Source organism: Arcicella rosea (assembly GCF_040543805.1).
Classification (GTDB): domain Bacteria; phylum Bacteroidota; class Bacteroidia; order Cytophagales; family Spirosomataceae; genus Arcicella; species Arcicella rosea.
Genome location: NZ_JBEUMS010000023.1, coordinates 49,046 through 65,998, shown reverse-complemented (window position 1 = coordinate 65,998; position 16,953 = coordinate 49,046). Strand labels below are relative to the sequence as shown.

Here is a 16,953-nt window from a genome sequence, read left to right as displayed (position 1 = left end):
GTGAATGAGTGAATGAGTGAATGAGTGAATGAGTGAATGAGTGAATGAGTGAATGAGTGAATGAGTGAATGAGTGAATGAGTGAATGAGTGAATGAGTGAATGGAAGTGCGGTTTTACGATGGTTAGTTCCCTAAAATCAATATTTCTTACTTTTTATTTTTTTGAGTGAGTTTATTCATCAAACTGCTAAAAGTACTTCTTTACGGTATTCGGCTGGGGTTTGGTTTACGTATTTTTTAAAGACTGCGTAAAAAGAGGATTTTGAATTAAAGCCACATTCGTAACCAATTCCTTCTAAAGTAAGGTGCTCGTATTCGCTGGAAACTAATTTTAACTTCGCTTCTTCTACTCGATAAGTATTTACAAAATCGAAGAAGTTTTTCTGAAAATGTTGATTCAAGATTTTTGATAATTGATAACTCGGAATTCCTAAATCGTCTGAAAGCATTTTAATGGTAAGTTCGGCATTCAAATAAGGCTTATTTTCTTGCATAAAATGAAGTAAAGTATTGGCAAAGCTATCATCCAAAGCAGGTAATGATACCACCACTTTTTGTTCATCTAATTTCCTATTTTCATTTTCGGATATTACTTCAGAAAATGTTTCCAAAGAACTAAACAGTTCAGGCTGGCTATAGGCTTTCCAAGCTACAAAACTTAAAATAGGTAATTGCATCAAAGGCACATAAGGAAAGAATTGTATAGTTAATAAGCCATAGCCAAGTGGTAAAACAAAGTGGAAAATCACTAAAAAAAGCAAAACATTGTATAACCAAACCAACCTAAGTTTATCAATACTTGAAAAGAAAGTTGTTAAAGCCAAACGATATTTTAGCAATTCGACCAAGCTTGCAACTAAATAAGCAACATTAGAAATGTATAAAAGTAGATGATAAGGTCTATTGATAGGATGCTTATCGGCTTTAATTAAATCAACATAAGCTTGAATTTCGGAAGCAGGAATAAAAAATAATTTTCCATAAAAGAAAATCGTAGCAATGATGGCGGGAATAAAATGCAAGAGCGTTTTGCCTTGATATTTTATCGTTTTACCCGTGAAAGTTTGTACAAAAAAATACAATAAAACACCCCAAAGAAACCGAAAACCAGCACTTAAATGGATGAGATATGGAAAATGGTTTATAAAATCTGAAAGGCGAAAAATAAAGAAATGAAAATTACTGAGTGCTTGGAGTAGAAAAAGTAAGCCTAAATACAGATTACTTCCTGCATTATTATGCCGATTTTTGAGAAAGAAAATAGCTAAACCAAGCAAAAAGAAAACACTCCCAAAGCCAATCAAATTAAAAATCATCTCCTAATATCAGTTAAATCACAAAATCTAATAAAGCCCAAAGTCAAATTTACAAAAATTCTGTATTTAATTATTCTTTTCAAGAAAATGAGGTTTCTCGTAAAAACTGAAAGAAGAAAATGAATACTTAATGCTGAAAAACACTATAAATCAGCCAATTTTTAATCCTAAAAAAGCTAAATTGAATTGAGCTGACATTATTTATTGAATATTTGAAAAGACAAAAAGAGCTTCTTGTGCAATCTGACGAGAACGTTCTTCATACTTTGCATCTTGAAAAGGCGTATTGTCGAAAGCTTTAGGGTCGTCATAAGTAGTGCCTATTCTCAATTCTACTCCAGGAATAAAAGGACAGTTTTCTTCAGCATCCGAGCAAGTCATGATGGCAGCAAAATGTTCTTTAGGATTCGCTTCGCTGTTATATACTTTAGAAAAACACTCAGTACTTTCGTTTACACCAAACTGAACAGTGTAAACTGGATTAGTTTCTTTATTATCATTTTCGATAACAAAACCCATTCTTTTTAAAGCATTAATTGCATTGATATTAAAAGCCGTTGCCTCTGTACCACCAGAGTACGTTTTTACATTATCAATTCCATAATAAGATGCCGCAACAGCAGCCCAAACTTGTCCAAAATGACTTCTCCTTGAATTATGTGTACAAACATAAACTAACTCAATCGGTAAATTTGCCTCTTTTTTTGATTGAATGTATTTACTGATTTTTAAAAGTAAAGATTTTCTTTGTTCCGGAATAGCATCAAATGAATTGATTAATTCATCACATATTTGCTTAATTGAAGAATACATTTTTGTTAAGAATTAAGGTTAAAATTTTAGCAACAAGATTTAGCTTTGGGCGTGTATCCATTGAAAAAAGCATTTAAAATATCTTGAAACTGCTTCCAAGTATTTTCGTCGATACAATAGCAAATGGCATTTCCTTCAATATCGCCTTTTATCAATCCAGCATTTTTCAACTCCTTTAAATGCTGAGAAACAGTTGGTTGTGCTAGTGGCAATTCATTTACAATATCTCCACAAATACAAGAATCAACTTTAATCAAATAATCCAAAATAGCAATTCTGGCGGGATGTGCAATCGCTTTGGCGAGTATTGCCAGCTGATTTTGGCGTTCGGTAAAATGGTCTGTTTTAGTTGCTCCCATTATGAATCATTTGTTTTAATCGCAATATTACGATTAAGATATTAAAACAAAAAAAGAAATTATGAAAATTGCATCAAGCAAGAATAATAAATACCTTGCTTCCAAAAGGTAAATAGTGATAAAATAAAATCAATACATAACCCATTTATAAATTAAATAATGATTATTAATAATAGTAAAGATTCAAGTACAACAACAAAAAACACTAATAATAGATTACTTGAACTTGATGCTTTGAGAGGTATAGCGGCGCTCTCTGTTGTTCTATTTCACTTTACAATGGGGAGAGAAGAGTCCAAATGGGGATTCAAATTAGGTACAACTGGTGTTGATTTATTTTTCATCATCAGTGGCTTTGTGATTTTCATGAGTTTAAACAGAGTCTCCAAAAGTAAAGATTTTATCATTAACAGAGTAAGTAGGTTATATCCAACTTATTGGTGTGCTGTTACTTTCACTTTTTTGTTAATTATCTGCAAAACTTTATTACTCAAACTTGATTTCCATCCAATCAATGAGTTTTTAAATTATGCAGGAAACCTTACAATGTTTCAATATTATTTAGGTATTCCAGACCTTGACGGTCCTTATTGGACTATGATTATTGAAATGCTTTTTTATATTTTGATACTTCTTTTATATCAATTCAACTTATTAAAACTGCTTAATATTTTAGGTTTAATCACTTCAATATCAATTGTAATCCTCACTTCTTTCTGGGGAAATCATAACATTGTAAAAGCAATTCTGTATTGGATACCATTATTACCTTACATTCCTCTCTTTTTAGCAGGAACAGTATTTTATAAAATTTATATTAATAATCAACAGAAAATTAGCAATTATGCCATCATTATATTGTGTTTGATTGCCCAATATCTACTTTTTGAGCATTCGGGCAGATCTCATCATTTCATCAATCACCAAGAATATGCCATAATGATTTGTATTTACTTTACACTATTTATACTTTTCGTCAATCATAAATTAAATTTTATCGTTTCTAAATTGACTTTATTTTTGGGAAAAATCTCCTTCGCTTTATACCTTACACATCAATATATTTCGTTACAATTTTTGTTACCAATATTAGTAAATAAACTTCATCTCAATTTTTGGATTGCAGCACTATTCATAACTTTACCAATTTCGATACTAATAGCGACGCTCATTACAAATTATGTCGATATTCCATTAAGTAAGAAAATGAAAGAAAAGCTAAAGTCTTATAGTTGATTTCCAAATCATATTTAAGCTATTTATCACCCCAAACATTTAAGTACTTTAGATAAACTATTTAATAATTTTCCCATAATTCATCAAAAATGAAAAAAATACTCCTTGCAGCTTGCTTGCTCATGAGTTCAGGCAATCTGTTTTCACAACAAAAATCAAATTATAGTCAATACGATTTGTTCAATCCTTTGTTCAATTATACACTTTCTACTCCAACCAGAAGTGGAACGGGTTCTCCGGGAAGTACTTATTGGCAAAACTCAGCTGATTATAAAATCAACATCGCTTTAGATGATGAAAAAAATACGGTAGAAGGCGATGTAGAAATTACGTATAAAAATGCTTCGCCTGATAAACTGAATTTCTTGTGGCTACAGTTAGACCAAAATCAATTCAATACAAAATCTCGTGGTGGTTTGACAACTCCCATCAACGGCGGACGCTTCGGAAACACAAGTTTTGAAGGCGGTTATCAAATAAAATCAGTAAGTATCGACGGAAAACCTGCTGATTTTTATGTGAATGATACTCGTATGCAAATCAAATTGGCAACGCCAATCATTGAGCGCACAGGAATTACGAAAATTAAAATTTCATATTCTTTCAAAATTCCAAAATATGGTTCAGACAGAATGGGAACGCAAGAAGTAAACCAAGGAACGATTTATGAAATGGCTCAGTGGTATCCAAGAATGTCAGTTTATGATGATATCGAAGGCTGGAATGTACTTCCATACTTAGGTGCAGGAGAGTTTTACTTAGAATATGGCAATTTTGAATATGCAGTAACTGTTCCTTCTTCACATATTGTTGTCGGTTCTGGAGAATTAACAAATCCGAGTGAATGTTGGACAGCCGAGCAAATTAAGCGTTTTGCAGAAGCTTCTAATAGTGATAAAACCGTAATAATTTTAGGAAAAGATGAAGTAGGAAGCCCTAGTTCTCGTCCTAAAAAAGAAGGAAAAATTACTTGGAAATTCCGTTGTAACAATGCTCGTGATGTTGCTTTTTCCAGCTCAAAATCATTTATCATTGATGCTGCCAAAATTAATTTACCAAGTGGCAAAAAATGTTTGGCAATGTCGGCATATCCAGCAGAATCAGCAGGAGATAAAGCTTGGTCTCGTTCAACTGAATATGTAAAAGGTTCAATCGAATATTACTCTAAATGGCTTTACGAATATTCTTATCCAGTGGCAACCAATGTGGCAGGTTCAATTAGCGGAATGGAGTATCCGGGCATTATCTTCTGTGGAATGCGTGACCAAACTGAAAGTCTTTGGGGAGTAACCGACCATGAATTTGGTCATAACTGGTTCCCGATGATTGTAGGTACAAACGAACGTAAATTTGCTTGGATGGACGAAGGTTTCAATACTTTTATCAATTTTTATTCAACCGATAATTTTAATAGCGGAGAATACAAAGGTAATAAAATGGACATGCACCAAATGTCTAAACAGCTTTTCAGAGATTCTGCTGAGCCTATCATGAATATTCCTGATGTAATTCAACCAAATGGTTTGGGTTATGAAGCTTATTATAAACCAGCCATTGGTTTAAAGGTTTTGCGTGAACAAGTACTTGGACAAGAACGTTTCGATTATGCTTTCCGTGAATACATCAAACGTTGGGCTTTCAAACATCCAACGCCTTATGATTTCTTTAAGACGATTGAAGATGCCGCTGGCGAAGATTTATCTTGGTTCTGGAGAGGTTGGTTCTATGAAACTTGGAAACTTGACCAATCTGTAAAAGATGTTCAATACATCGAACAAGACCCTAAAAATGGTGCAATTATCATCATTGAAAACTTAGAAAAATTAGCGATGCCAGCCGTTGTAGAAATGGAAATGGTAGGTGGAACAAAAGAAAGAATAACACTACCTGTAGAAATTTGGCAAAGAGGCGGTACTTGGACTTTTAAAACCACAACCAACTTACCGTTGAAATCTGTAACGATAGACCCAGATCACGTTTTCCCAGATTTCAACTCAAAAAATAATACTTGGAAACCTTTAAATTATAAAGCTCCTAAACCGAATTAAAGCTTTTAAATCAAATAAGGATTAGTCGATTGGCTAATCCTTATTTAATTTTATAAACTCATCCATACTATTATTCTTAACATTACCTATCATGCAAAACACAGAATGGTTAGCAATGGCAAAAAGAATTCAAGCAATTGCGCAAGCTGGATTATTTTATAGCCAAAGTCCTTACGATCAAGACCGTTATCAAGAATTATCTGACCTCAGTGTTCAAATTCTAAGTAAACTTTCTGACGAACCTGTTGAAAAAATTGGTGCTTTATTCACCGAAGAAAGAGATGGCTATCAAACACCGAAAGTGGATGTTAGAGCAGTGGTCTTTAATGAAAAAAATGAAATTTTGATGGTCAAAGAAAGGGTGGATGACCGCTGGGCTTTACCAGGTGGATGGGCTGATGTCGGTTACACGCCTTCGGAAGTTGCCGTAAAAGAAGTAAAAGAAGAAACTGGTTTGGATGTAAAAACAGTTCGACTTTTGGCGGTGATGGATAAGAAAAATCATCCACATCCAGCAGAAGCTTGGTATGTTTATAAACTCTTTATTCTTTGTGAGAAAATTGGTGGGGAGATTTCGCAAGACACGATGGAAACTTCTGATATTCAGTACTTCGCTTCTGAACAACTTCCTCCTCTTTCTGAACCACGAAATCTTGAATCTCAAATTCAGATGATGTTTGATTACAAGAATAATCCAAACAAAGAAGTATATTTTGATTAGCTGTAAGCAATGAGCTTTGAGCTATCAGCCTTGAGTTTTTATATTTTTAATTAATGCAAAAACTCAAAGCTCATTGCTCACAGCTCAAAGCTTTTTCAATACTTCAAGACAATCGTCGTATCGTTCTTAAAATACCTTTTTATCGTTACGTCTAAACTTCCAGCTTTTTTGATTAACGTATTTTTTGGCATTACAAAATCACCTAAACCAGTTTTTTCATTTCCCAAATCTACTGTTTGTACTTCTCCTTTGGCATCAATTAGTTGGAAAACATAGTGAATCTCATTGTCTGGAGGAATAATATTAACCCACTTTTTAATAATTTTTCCTTCCCAAGCCATCTCTTTTATATCAGAAACACCTTGATACACCCTACGAGTATCATTTTTGGTTCTGAAATAATCAATCCCATAAATAATTACTACCGCCGCAATAATTAATGGTGTTAATTTACTTGATAAAATACCTGTGTCTTTACTTGAAGAGTTATCTGAACCACCAAGCATATTGCCAATCAAAGGCATTTTTAATTTCGGACGAGGTGGACGGCGACGTGGATATGGTTGTTCCATTACTTGTGTTGTTTAATATCAAAGTTTAAATATAGATAAAATATTTTTAAAACTATATTTTTAGTTAACATTTACTAATCTTTAAAATATATTGAATAAAGCTCATTTTAGCTTTTGAAATTGCCACTAAAGCATAAACGATGTAAATCACTGATTATAAAGACGTTATTTTAAAAGCGGCTATTTTTCATATTTTAGAAAATAGCAATCTGCAATATTATTACAAGGAAATTGTTTTTAAAAGCGTTGAATGAACTAAATTTGTAAGTATTCTATTTTTAGTTTGTAATACAAATGATTGACGAAATTAATTCAATCATTACTTCTAAATGATTAAAACCCAACACAATGATAAATTCAATCACAAAAGCAGTTACAAAGCTGTTTGGTACAAAATCAGAAAGAGACATCAAAGAATTGATGCCTTATGTGATTAAAACCAATGCCGAGTTTGCTTCACTTCGTAATCTTTCTGACGAACAACTTCGTCAACAAACCGCTGACCTAAAGGCAATTATACAGAAAAACCTTGCTAAAATTGATGCTGATATTTCTGATTTAAAATTAGAAGTAGAAGCCAATCAAGAGATGTCTGTTGATGCTAAAGAAACGATTTTCAATCAAATTGATAAATTACAGCTTGATCGTGATAAACAATTAGAGGTAGTATTACTCGAAATTCTTCCAAAGGCTTTTGCCGTGGTGAAGGAAACTGCTCGAAGGTTTACCGAAAATAAAAAGCTAGAAGTTCCGGCTACTGTTCACGATAAATTTATCGCTGCTAAAAAGAAAAACGTTGAAATTGTTGGTGATACAGCCATCTGGCATAACAAATGGCTTGCAGCAGGTAATGAAATCGAGTGGAATATGATTCACTACGATGTTCAATTAATTGGTGGTGTTGTACTTCATCAAGGTAAAATTGCCGAAATGGCAACGGGTGAAGGTAAAACTTTAGTTTCTACTCTACCATCTTATTTGAATGCTTTGGCTGGACAAGGAGTACATTTAGTAACCGTAAACGATTACTTAGCAAAACGTGACTCTGAATGGAATGCCCCGCTTTTTGAATTCCACGGTTTAATTGTTGACTGTATCGACAAGCACGAACCTAATACAGAAGAACGTCGCCAAGCATATTTAGCAGATATTACTTACGGAACCAACAACGAATTTGGGTTCGATTACTTACGTGATAATATGTCACGTACTCCAGAAGAGCAAGTACAACGCAAGCATCATTTTGCGATGGTCGATGAGGTCGATTCAGTGTTAATTGATGATGCTCGTACTCCTTTAATCATCAGTGGACCAATGGCTCGTGGTGATGAACAAGAATTTGATGCTTTCAATCCTTTGGTGGCTCGCATGGTTGAGCAACAAAAGAAATTGGTGCAAGACTTTTTGGTAGAAGCTAAAAAATTGATTGCGGCTGGTAACAAAAAAGATGGTGGGTTAGCGCTTTTCCGTGCATTCAGAGGTTTACCAAAAGCAAGACCAGTAATTAAATACTTGTCGGAAACAGGTATCAAACAGATTTTACAAGAAACGGAAAATATCTATTTGGCTGATAATCAAAAATTAATGCCAGAAGCTGATGCACCGTTGATGTTTACGATTGAAGAAAAAAACAACCAAGTAGAGATGACAGAAAAAGGTCTGAACTTTATGACTCGCATGGTTGAAAATCCAGATTTCTTCGTTATTCCTGACCTTTCTGTTGATTTGAATCAAATCGAACAAGCAGTTGGCATCACAGAACAAGAACGTTTAATCAAGAAAGAAGCTTTAATTCGTGATTATTCTGCCAAAACACAACGCATTCATACGGTTAGCCAATTGTTGAAAGCTTTTACTTTATTTGAGAAAAACGTTGAGTATATCGTTGACGAAACAGATGGTAAAGTAAAAATCGTTGATGAATCAACAGGTCGTATCATGGAAGGTCGTCGTTATTCTGACGGTTTGCACCAAGCGATTGAAGCAAAAGAAGGCGTAAATATCGAAGATGCTACGCAAACTTATGCAACGATTACTTTGCAAAACTTCTTTAGAATGTATCACAAACTTTGTGGTATGACAGGAACAGCTGAAACTGAAGCAGGTGAATTCTGGACGATTTATAAATTAGATGTTGTTACGATTCCGACAAACCGTAAAATTTCTCGTTTTGACCACGAAGATAAAGTTTACAAAACAGTTCGTGAAAAGTACAATGCCGTAGCCGACGAAATTCAAGAATTAGTTAATGCAGGTCGCCCAGTATTGGTGGGTACTACTTCGGTTGATAACTCTGAATTATTAAGCCGTATGCTTACGATTCGTAAAATTCAACACAATGTATTGAATGCCAAACAACACGCTCGTGAAGCTGACATCGTTGCAGAAGCTGGTCAAGCAGGAAAAGTAACAATTGCTACTAACATGGCGGGTCGTGGTACAGATATTAAATTATCGCCAGAAGCTCGTTCATCAGGCGGTTTAGCAATTGTTGGTACAGAAAGACACGAATCACGAAGAGTTGACAGACAGTTGAGAGGTCGTGCGGGTCGTCAAGGTGATGTTGGTTCTTCTCAATTCTTCCTTTCATTAGAAGATGACTTAATGCGTAAATTCGGTTCAGACCGTATCGCTAAAGTAATGGACAGAATGGGTATGGAAGAAGGCGAAGTAATTCAACATTCTATGATTACTTCTTCGGTAGAAAGAGCTCAGAAAAAAGTAGAAGAAAATAACTTTGGTATTCGTAAACGTCTTTTGGAATACGATGACGTAATGAACTATCAACGTAATGCTATTTATAAGCGTCGTCAGAATGCCCTTTTCGGAGAACGTTTGGCTTTAGATATTGCTAATAATACATATGATGTTTGTTCTGAAATCATCCAAAATAACGTAAGTTATGATGAGTTAGAATTACGTTGTATTGAAATTTTAGGCATCGAACCTCCGTTTACTCGTGAAGAAATTGGCAAATTAAATACACAACAACGCACTACTCGTTTATATGATGCTGCCGAAAAGCAATATCATATCAAAAACAAAGGCTTGGCTGAAAAAGTAGTTGCTTTTGCAAAAGAAGCCATTACTCACGGATATGCGGGTATGCAAGTGCCATTAGTAAGTGGAACAATGGTATCTCAATTATTTGCTGATGCACAAGAAACTCTTGATACTAACGGACGTAAATTGATTCAGGAAATGGAAAAATCAATCGCTTTGAGTTTGATTGACCAAGAATGGAAAGAACATTTACGTGATATGGACGACTTGAAACAATCGGTTCAAAACGCAAGTTACGAGCAGAAAGACCCATTGTTAGTCTATAAATTTGAAGCTGTAAAATTATTTGAACGTTTCTTGAGCAGAATCAATTTAGATACAGTAAGTTTCTTGATGAAAGCTGATATGCCAGAAATTCAAGAAGCATCTACTCCTGTGGCTCCGACACGCCAAGCACAACAGCCAAAACTGCAAGTACAAAAAGATGAAGCGATTTCATCATTATTGGGCGGTTTGGCTGGCGGCAGAGGTGACGAAAATGACTATCATGACCCGAGTGCTCAAGTAGTTGAAAAAATTGCTCCACGACAAGCAATCAAAATTGCCGACCGTAATCAAAGAGTAACTGTTCAATATCGTGATGGTTCTATCAAAGAAAACATCAAGTATAAAACAGTTGAACAAGATGTAGAAAAAGGTATTGCAGTAGTAATTGCCTAAATAAATATTTATTCTGAACATCCGTTTAATTCATGATTAATTATCTGAATTGAACGGATGTTTTTTTGTTTAAATGTAATATTCCAAAAAGTGCATAAAAAAAGCCTCAAATCCTGAAAGATTGAGGCTTTTTTTATGTAAAGAATATCTTAATGAATCCAACTAAATTTATATTCTAGTTCAGGAACTTTGATTCTGTCTGTTAAACGAGTTAAACGTTCTGGTAAACGCATTAAATAATCTTGTGCTTTTGCCGCTGGTCCACTCAAACCTGTCATTGTTGAGATATTCCAATCTTTCAATAACAAATCTGTAATTTCGATATAATCTTTCCCTGTATAAACGCCAAGTCTTTGTGCTGCATCAGAAAAATGCCCATATACACCGCTTTTCTCGCCATTCATTTCACGTAAAAAGTGAGCAGGCATTACAATTTTTTGTTTCATCATGTCTGCAAAAGCAATCATCATTTCCGAAGGGTCAATTTCAAAAATACTAGTGATAAAACTTTTATAAGCTTTATGATGACGCATTTCATCAGCCGCAATCATTGCACACATTTTTGACAATGAATTATTACCATGTTTTTTAGCCAATGAAGCAGTACGACGATGCGAAATATTGGTTGCTAATTCTTGAAATGAAGTATATACAAAAGTTTTGTATGGGTCGTCATCTGTTTTAATATCAAAACCATCAGCAATTAAGTATTGCGTTGAGATTTCAACAGCTTTCATATTAACACGACCAGAAAGATATACATACTTATTTAATAAGTCTCCATGACGATTTTCTTCAGCCGTCCAAGCACGAGTCCATCTAGCCCAACCTTGTGGTTCATTAATCATATCTACACCTTCAACCACCATGATAGAAGATTCATAAGTAGGTAAAGCTTCCTCAGTAATCATATCACCAATAAGAACCGCCCAATAATCATAAGGTAGTTCACGAGCAGCTTGTTGAAGTTCTTTTACTTCATCAAAAAATGTTTCCTTACTAGCATCTGGTAAAAAATCAGAAGGTTGCCAGTTAGTATCTATCGGAATGAGGTATTTGTTCACGATGTCGTCCATATTAACGGCAAGGTGATTCATTACTTCAATTCTTTCATTTCGCTTTTCCATTTAATTGTTGTGGTTTGGGGGACAAAGAGTATCGGTCAAAAGTTTATTATCATCACAAAAACTATCCTATTTTCGCTACCGAATTTTACAAAGGTACTGAATATTATATAAATGGTAGAATGATAATTATCATTATTACGACATAGAATTAAATATTATTCAGATTAGTCAATAAATCTTTTCGTAATTGGATGATAACTATCCACTCGGCGGTCTCTGAGATATGGCCAAGTAGAACGATAATACTCAGTTTTAGCTAAATCTACTTCCTGAACATGCACTTCTTCTTGTTCGTGCGAACCCAAATAAAGTAATGTACCAAAAGGATTTGCTACAAAACTTCCACCCCAAAATTGTTGGTCAGCCTCACGTCCTACTCTATTCACAGAAACCACATGAACCCCATTTGCTACTGCATGCGAGCGTTGAATGGTTTGCCAAGCATTATATTGTTCACGGTTGATATTCGGATCAGTTTCGTTAGTGTCCCAACCAATAGCGGTTGGATAAAACAATACTTCTGCTCCCATCAAAGCTGTAATTCTTGATGCTTCTGGATACCATTGATCCCAACAAATCAGCACGCCAATTTTAGCAAATTTCGTCTGAAATACTTTATAACCTGAATCTTCTGGCGAAGCATCACCAGGAGTAAAATAAAATTTCTCGTAATAACCTGGATCGTCGGGAATGTGCATTTTTCTGTACTTTCCTAAATACGAACCATCTGCATCCAAAACTGCCGTAGTGTTGTGATATAAACCTGCGGCACGTTTTTCAAACAAAGAAGCAATAATCACCACACCCAACTCTTTGGCAACTACCGAAAGTGTATCAGTAGATGGGCCAGGAATGGCTTCTGCTAAATTGAAATTAGCGTGATCTTCTACATCACAAAAGTATAACGAAGTAAATAATTCTTGTAAACAAACAATATTTGCGCCTTTTTGAGCCGCTTCACGAATTCCTTGAATCGCTTTTTGCATATTTTCTTGTACGTTTTCTGTACAAGACATTTGGACAAGTCCGATGTTAATTTTTTTTGACATTTACTTATTCTCGTAGTTTGTGGACAAATCTTGAATTTCTCCAATAATTTCCACCATGTTTGGATTATCAATTCGCATAATCAGTGAAGTAAAATATTTTTCAAAATTTGTCCCAAAAACAAAATCAATTTTCATTAAACTCAACTTATTATACTGCTCAAACCATTGGCTAAATTTTCTGTTGCGAGCAGTAGCTTTGCTATCTGAATTATCACAGATATATACAACAATTGTTTCTTTTAAAGTGAAAAAATCTTGGAAGATTAAAGCTATAGTTAGTGGAATTCTTGAATCAAGTGAAGGCTTTTTATGAGTTAAATTCTCTGCTACTTCAATTACAAACTCATAAGTATATTGATTATAACTTGAATTCTCTGCAAAAATATAGTTACTCTGCTTGAATTTAACTTCATAAACAATACCCTGCTCTGTTACAAAAGCATATGTATTGTTTTCATCTTTGAAAGCAATATATTCATAAGCCTCTTTCCTATTAGTTTGCATTACGTTTTTTTAGCTCTTCAATAGCGTTTTTTATTAATGGATTTTTCAAATCCTCACGAATTTCTTTTTGTAAAGCTTTCTTATTTGCCAGCATCTTCTGAGCAATAGAGACCATTCTTTCTTGAATGGCTTGATGTTTTGCAAATTCCTCTTGTGTCGTCATAGCTTTTGTTTTTAACAATACAAATTTACTCAAATTTGATTTCATTCATGCACTTAAAATGTCCCAACGGACATTTGTCATAACCAATTTTAGAACATGGGCGACAAGCTAAGTGCTTCACTTCGAGGGCTACAAAATTAGTTTGATATGGGTACATTCCAAACTCAGGCACTGTATTTCCCCAAATAGAAATTACTTTTTTCTTGAAAGCTGCCGCTACGTGCATCATGCCTGTATCATGTGTATAAACAATCATCGCTTCTTTAATCAACGAGGCAGACTGGTTTAAAGTGCATTTTCCACAGGTATTTAAAATGTATTTCTCTGTTTCATTTTTAAATGCTGAAATTAGGTTTTCAGCTTGCTCTGCATCTTCCTTTCCTCCTACCAAAACAAGTGGTAATTGAATAGTTTTACAAAATTCAATCATTTTGTTTAAGGGTAATTTCTTGGTTTCGTGTTGTCCGCCAATGGCATAAACTGCATAAGTATTTCTGAAATTTTCGGGTAACCAATCAGCAGTTAGTTCGTCTTTTTCAGGAATAAAATAATCTAAACCTTGATTATCATTTTTTATTCCTAAATGCTCAAGCGTTTTTAAATTCCTATCTACAATATGTACTTGTGGCATAATGTTCTTTTTGAACTTTACCAAAAGCCATTTCTGAAAATTCAACTTATCAAAACTATACGATTTTACGCCCAATCTAAACTTAATAATTCTTGTTCTGAGATTATTATGCAAATCTATCACATAGTCGTACTGTTCTACTTTTAGTTGTTTTATCAAATCATTAAGACTGTCCTCCAACAAAAAGTACTTATCAATGTACGGATTATTTTCTACTAAAGTTTTATAAGATTTCTTCGTTACAAAATGTACTTCTGCATCAGGATACTGTTTTTTCAAACAACGAACTACTGGCGTAGTAAGGATAATATCCCCAATCGAAGAAAAACGAAGAATTAAGAATTTGGTCATGTAAATTGGGTAATTTTCAGAGAAGAATGTTCAGCGATTAAGTCGAAATCAGAATCTTGATGACAAATTTCAACCTTAAAATGAATGGCATAAGCCGCAATCAAACAATCATTGGCTTTACGAATAGTAACGCCTTTTTGACGTAGTGAACGATATAAATTGGCTGATTCGATGGCAGTTTCAATAGGATTCAACACTAAACATTTAAAACTTAGTAAGGACGTTTTTAACCTTTCAAATTCTTGAAGACTTTTTGTTCCTTGAAGAATTTCTTGCAAAATTGTTGGTGTCAGCCACAAGGGTTGATTTTCAGCAATGTACTCTCGTAGTAACAAAGCTTGTGGTGTTGATTTATGTTGAATAAGCTGAATCCAAACCGAAGTATCAAAAATAATAGCTGGTTTCATTGGCTTCTCCATTGCTCTAAATCACCTTCCCATTCAATTCCTTGGTCTATTAATGCTAATAAATCCACTCGTTTTAAATACATCAAGTACTCCTTCAAAGCGATATTTACAATTTCTTTTTTAGAAGAAGCTGGTTTTAATAGATTTATCTCTCTTAAGATTTCATCATTTATTTCAATATTCGTTCTCATAATCATCTGAGTTTTATACACAAAAATAACAAATTTTATACACATAGATTTCATTTTGAGAGAATTTGAATATTTATGACAAGCAAGTTGATGAATTATTCCAAAATTCCCCCAGAAAAGCAATAACTTTGTATGATTGCGAAACAGAAGTAATTTTACCTTTCTGAAGAGTAATGTTTGATTAAGAAAATTAAAATCATGGCTGAACAAAAACAACAAGATACTGCTTCCACGCTAAAAGAAATCATTTCGCACGCCAAAGAATATGGCTTTGTGTTTCCTTCTTCTGAAATTTATGATGGTCTTCAAGCCGTTTATGATTATGGTCAAAACGGAGTTGAGTTGAAAAACAATCTTAAAACTTTGTGGTGGAAAGCCATGACGATGTTGAACGACAACGTTGTTGGGATTGATGCTTCAATCTTTATGCACCCGCTTACTTGGAAAGCTTCTGGTCATGTTGATTCGTTCAATGACCCAATGATTGATAACAAAGATTCTAAAAAGCGTTATCGTGCCGACCAATTATTGGAAGCGAAAGCCGAACAATACGAAGCAGAAGGCAATCCTGAAAAAGGAAAAGCTTTGTTGCAAGAAATGGCAAGATTATTAGATGCTGGTGAATTGGATGGCGTTCGTCAATTGATTATTGATGAAAATATCAAATGCCCAATTTCAGGTACTGGCAACTGGACAGAAGTACGTCAGTTCAATTTGATGTTCTCTACCCAAGTTGGTGCGGTTTCTGAAGATGCTTCTTTGATTTACTTACGTCCAGAAACAGCACAAGGTATTTTTGTAAATTTCTTGAACGTTCAGAAGTCTGGCCGTATGAAAATTCCTTTTGGAATTGCTCAAATCGGTAAAGCTTTCCGTAACGAAATTGTAGCTCGTAACTTCATTTTCCGTATGCGTGAATTTGAACAAATGGAAATGCAATTTTTCTGCCGCCCCGGTACTGAAATGGAATGGTATAATGCTTGGAAAGAAACTCGTTTGAAATTCCATAAAGCCATTGGTTTACCTGCTGAAAAATTAAAATTCCACGACCACGAAAAATTGGCTCACTATGCCAATGCAGCGGTGGATATTGAATACCAATTCCCATTCGGTTTCAAAGAAATGGAAGGTATTCACTCAAGAACTGCTTTCGATTTAACTGCGCACCAAACGCTTTCAAAGAAAAAACAACAATATTTTGATGCCGACCTTGACGAAAATGGTAAACCTTATGGAAACTACATTCCTTATGTAGTTGAAACTTCAGTAGGTGCTGACCGTCTGTTCTTAGCAGTACTTTGCAACGCTTATACCGAAGAAACTGTTGGTGAAGGCGAATCTGAAAAACAACGTACTTATTTGAAATTCCATCCATCGGTTGCTCCTATCAAAGCTGCCGTTTTACCTTTGGTTAAAAAAGATGGTTTAGCCGAAAAAGCACAAGATATTTTCCATTCATTGAAACGCTCGTTCAATACAACTTATGATGACGGCGGAGCAATCGGAAAACGCTATACTCGTCAGGATTTAATTGGTACTCCTTACTGTATTGTAGTTGATTATCAAACGATGGAAGATGAAACAGTAACAATTCGTCACCGTGATACAATGGAACAAGAAAGAGTAAAAATCTCTGAATTGCGTGAAAAAATCGGCTATGCAATCAGCATGGAAAGAGTATTTGAACAATTATAAATTGACATAATTTATTCTAAATAAAAGGCTTCTGAGAAATCGGAAGC

16 protein-coding genes are annotated in these 16,953 nt (G+C 34.4%); 5 read left to right on the top strand and 11 right to left on the bottom strand.

Annotated features, from left to right (window positions below; genetic code table 11):
• Positions 1 to 179: 179 nt before the first annotated feature.
• The 3 genes from ABID42_RS22800 to ABID42_RS22790 all read right to left on the bottom strand — a co-directional run bounded on the left by ABID42_RS22800 (position 180) and on the right by ABID42_RS22790 (position 2,488).
• Complete coding sequence (locus ABID42_RS22800) at positions 180 to 1,316, bottom strand: helix-turn-helix domain-containing protein (protein ID WP_367285625.1); 1,137 nt, start codon at positions 1,314 to 1,316, stop codon at positions 180 to 182.
• Between the two features lie 201 nt (positions 1,317 to 1,517).
• Complete coding sequence (locus ABID42_RS22795) at positions 1,518 to 2,129, bottom strand: low molecular weight phosphatase family protein (protein WP_367285624.1); 612 nt, start codon at positions 2,127 to 2,129, stop codon at positions 1,518 to 1,520.
• Between the two features lie 26 nt (positions 2,130 to 2,155).
• Positions 2,156 to 2,488 carry an ArsR/SmtB family transcription factor gene (locus tag ABID42_RS22790; protein ID WP_367285623.1) on the bottom strand — a complete coding sequence of 111 codons (333 nt, stop codon included), beginning with the start codon at positions 2,486 to 2,488 and terminating at the stop codon, positions 2,156 to 2,158.
• Positions 2,489 to 2,647: 159 nt separating this feature from the next.
• Between ABID42_RS22790 and ABID42_RS22785 the strand changes: the two genes are divergently transcribed.
• The 3 genes from ABID42_RS22785 to ABID42_RS22775 all read left to right on the top strand — a co-directional run bounded on the left by ABID42_RS22785 (position 2,648) and on the right by ABID42_RS22775 (position 6,493).
• Positions 2,648 to 3,724 (top strand): acyltransferase family protein, encoded by a 1,077-nt coding sequence (locus ABID42_RS22785; RefSeq protein WP_367285622.1) that lies wholly within the window; start codon positions 2,648 to 2,650, stop codon positions 3,722 to 3,724.
• A gap of 89 nt (positions 3,725 to 3,813) precedes the next feature.
• Entirely contained in the window at positions 3,814 to 5,772 is a 1,959-nt protein-coding gene (locus ABID42_RS22780) for a M1 family metallopeptidase (protein ID WP_367285621.1), read from the top strand.
• A gap of 91 nt (positions 5,773 to 5,863) precedes the next feature.
• Positions 5,864 to 6,493 carry an NUDIX hydrolase gene (locus ABID42_RS22775; RefSeq protein WP_367285620.1) on the top strand — a complete coding sequence of 210 codons (630 nt, stop codon included), beginning with the start codon at positions 5,864 to 5,866 and terminating at the stop codon, positions 6,491 to 6,493.
• 95 nt (positions 6,494 to 6,588) lie between these two features.
• On the opposite strand, the gene ABID42_RS22770 is transcribed toward ABID42_RS22775, so the two are convergent.
• Positions 6,589 to 7,065, bottom strand: coding sequence for a hypothetical protein (locus tag ABID42_RS22770; protein ID WP_323255896.1), 477 nt, complete (start codon positions 7,063 to 7,065; stop codon positions 6,589 to 6,591).
• A gap of 348 nt (positions 7,066 to 7,413) precedes the next feature.
• Here ABID42_RS22770 and secA point away from each other — a divergent pair, with 348 nt between their 5' ends.
• Complete coding sequence (gene secA / locus ABID42_RS22765; RefSeq protein ID WP_323255898.1) at positions 7,414 to 10,788, top strand: preprotein translocase subunit SecA; 3,375 nt, start codon at positions 7,414 to 7,416, stop codon at positions 10,786 to 10,788.
• Positions 10,789 to 10,937: 149 nt separating this feature from the next.
• Here secA and ABID42_RS22760 read toward each other — a convergent pair whose 3' ends face one another.
• The 7 genes from ABID42_RS22760 to ABID42_RS22730 form a co-directional block, all read right to left on the bottom strand.
• Positions 10,938 to 11,915, bottom strand: a complete 978-nt coding sequence (locus tag ABID42_RS22760) for an acyl-ACP desaturase (RefSeq protein ID WP_323255900.1) — start codon at positions 11,913 to 11,915, stop codon at positions 10,938 to 10,940.
• A gap of 164 nt (positions 11,916 to 12,079) precedes the next feature.
• On the bottom strand, positions 12,080 to 12,964 hold the full coding sequence (locus ABID42_RS22755) for a carbon-nitrogen hydrolase (RefSeq protein ID WP_367285619.1): 885 nt from the start codon (positions 12,962 to 12,964) through the stop codon (positions 12,080 to 12,082).
• Complete coding sequence (locus ABID42_RS22750; RefSeq protein ID WP_323255904.1) at positions 12,965 to 13,468, bottom strand: DUF6169 family protein; 504 nt, start codon at positions 13,466 to 13,468, stop codon at positions 12,965 to 12,967.
• Complete coding sequence (locus ABID42_RS22745) at positions 13,458 to 13,664, bottom strand: hypothetical protein (protein WP_367285618.1); 207 nt, start codon at positions 13,662 to 13,664, stop codon at positions 13,458 to 13,460. Before ABID42_RS22745 ends, ABID42_RS22750 begins: the two co-directional genes overlap by 11 nt.
• Complete coding sequence (locus ABID42_RS22740) at positions 13,657 to 14,613, bottom strand: glycosyltransferase family 9 protein (protein WP_367285617.1); 957 nt, start codon at positions 14,611 to 14,613, stop codon at positions 13,657 to 13,659. Before ABID42_RS22740 ends, ABID42_RS22745 begins: the two co-directional genes overlap by 8 nt.
• Positions 14,610 to 15,020 (bottom strand): type II toxin-antitoxin system VapC family toxin, encoded by a 411-nt coding sequence (vapC, locus tag ABID42_RS22735; RefSeq protein ID WP_367285616.1) that lies wholly within the window; start codon positions 15,018 to 15,020, stop codon positions 14,610 to 14,612. The genes ABID42_RS22740 and vapC overlap by 4 nt, the downstream gene beginning before the upstream one ends.
• Positions 15,017 to 15,211, bottom strand: a complete 195-nt coding sequence (locus ABID42_RS22730; protein ID WP_367285615.1) for a type II toxin-antitoxin system VapB family antitoxin — start codon at positions 15,209 to 15,211, stop codon at positions 15,017 to 15,019. The genes vapC and ABID42_RS22730 overlap by 4 nt, the downstream gene beginning before the upstream one ends.
• Positions 15,212 to 15,409: 198 nt before the next feature.
• On the opposite strand from ABID42_RS22730, the gene ABID42_RS22725 reads away from it, so the two are divergent.
• Positions 15,410 to 16,906 carry a glycine--tRNA ligase gene (locus ABID42_RS22725; RefSeq protein WP_367285614.1) on the top strand — a complete coding sequence of 499 codons (1,497 nt, stop codon included), beginning with the start codon at positions 15,410 to 15,412 and terminating at the stop codon, positions 16,904 to 16,906.
• Positions 16,907 to 16,953 lie beyond the last annotated feature (47 nt).

Bases quoted from the DNA above. Each gene is read 5' to 3' on its own strand.
- ABID42_RS22800 (WP_367285625.1), bottom strand. From the start codon at position 1,316: ATGATTTTTAATTTGATTGGCTTTGGGAGTGTTTTCTTTTTGCTTGGT.
- ABID42_RS22795 (WP_367285624.1), bottom strand. From the start codon at position 2,129: ATGTATTCTTCAATTAAGCAAATATGTGATGAATTAATCAATTCATTT.
- ABID42_RS22790 (WP_367285623.1), bottom strand. From the start codon at position 2,488: ATGGGAGCAACTAAAACAGACCATTTTACCGAACGCCAAAATCAGCTG.
- ABID42_RS22785 (WP_367285622.1), top strand. From the start codon at position 2,648: ATGATTATTAATAATAGTAAAGATTCAAGTACAACAACAAAAAACACT.
- ABID42_RS22780 (WP_367285621.1), top strand. From the start codon at position 3,814: ATGAAAAAAATACTCCTTGCAGCTTGCTTGCTCATGAGTTCAGGCAAT.
- ABID42_RS22775 (WP_367285620.1), top strand. From the start codon at position 5,864: ATGCAAAACACAGAATGGTTAGCAATGGCAAAAAGAATTCAAGCAATT.
- ABID42_RS22770 (WP_323255896.1), bottom strand. From the start codon at position 7,065: ATGGAACAACCATATCCACGTCGCCGTCCACCTCGTCCGAAATTAAAA.
- secA (WP_323255898.1), top strand. From the start codon at position 7,414: ATGATAAATTCAATCACAAAAGCAGTTACAAAGCTGTTTGGTACAAAA.
- ABID42_RS22760 (WP_323255900.1), bottom strand. From the start codon at position 11,915: ATGGAAAAGCGAAATGAAAGAATTGAAGTAATGAATCACCTTGCCGTT.
- ABID42_RS22755 (WP_367285619.1), bottom strand. From the start codon at position 12,964: ATGTCAAAAAAAATTAACATCGGACTTGTCCAAATGTCTTGTACAGAA.
- ABID42_RS22750 (WP_323255904.1), bottom strand. From the start codon at position 13,468: ATGCAAACTAATAGGAAAGAGGCTTATGAATATATTGCTTTCAAAGAT.
- ABID42_RS22740 (WP_367285617.1), bottom strand. From the start codon at position 14,613: ATGACCAAATTCTTAATTCTTCGTTTTTCTTCGATTGGGGATATTATC.
- vapC (WP_367285616.1), bottom strand. From the start codon at position 15,020: ATGAAACCAGCTATTATTTTTGATACTTCGGTTTGGATTCAGCTTATT.
- ABID42_RS22730 (WP_367285615.1), bottom strand. From the start codon at position 15,211: ATGAGAACGAATATTGAAATAAATGATGAAATCTTAAGAGAGATAAAT.
- ABID42_RS22725 (WP_367285614.1), top strand. From the start codon at position 15,410: ATGGCTGAACAAAAACAACAAGATACTGCTTCCACGCTAAAAGAAATC.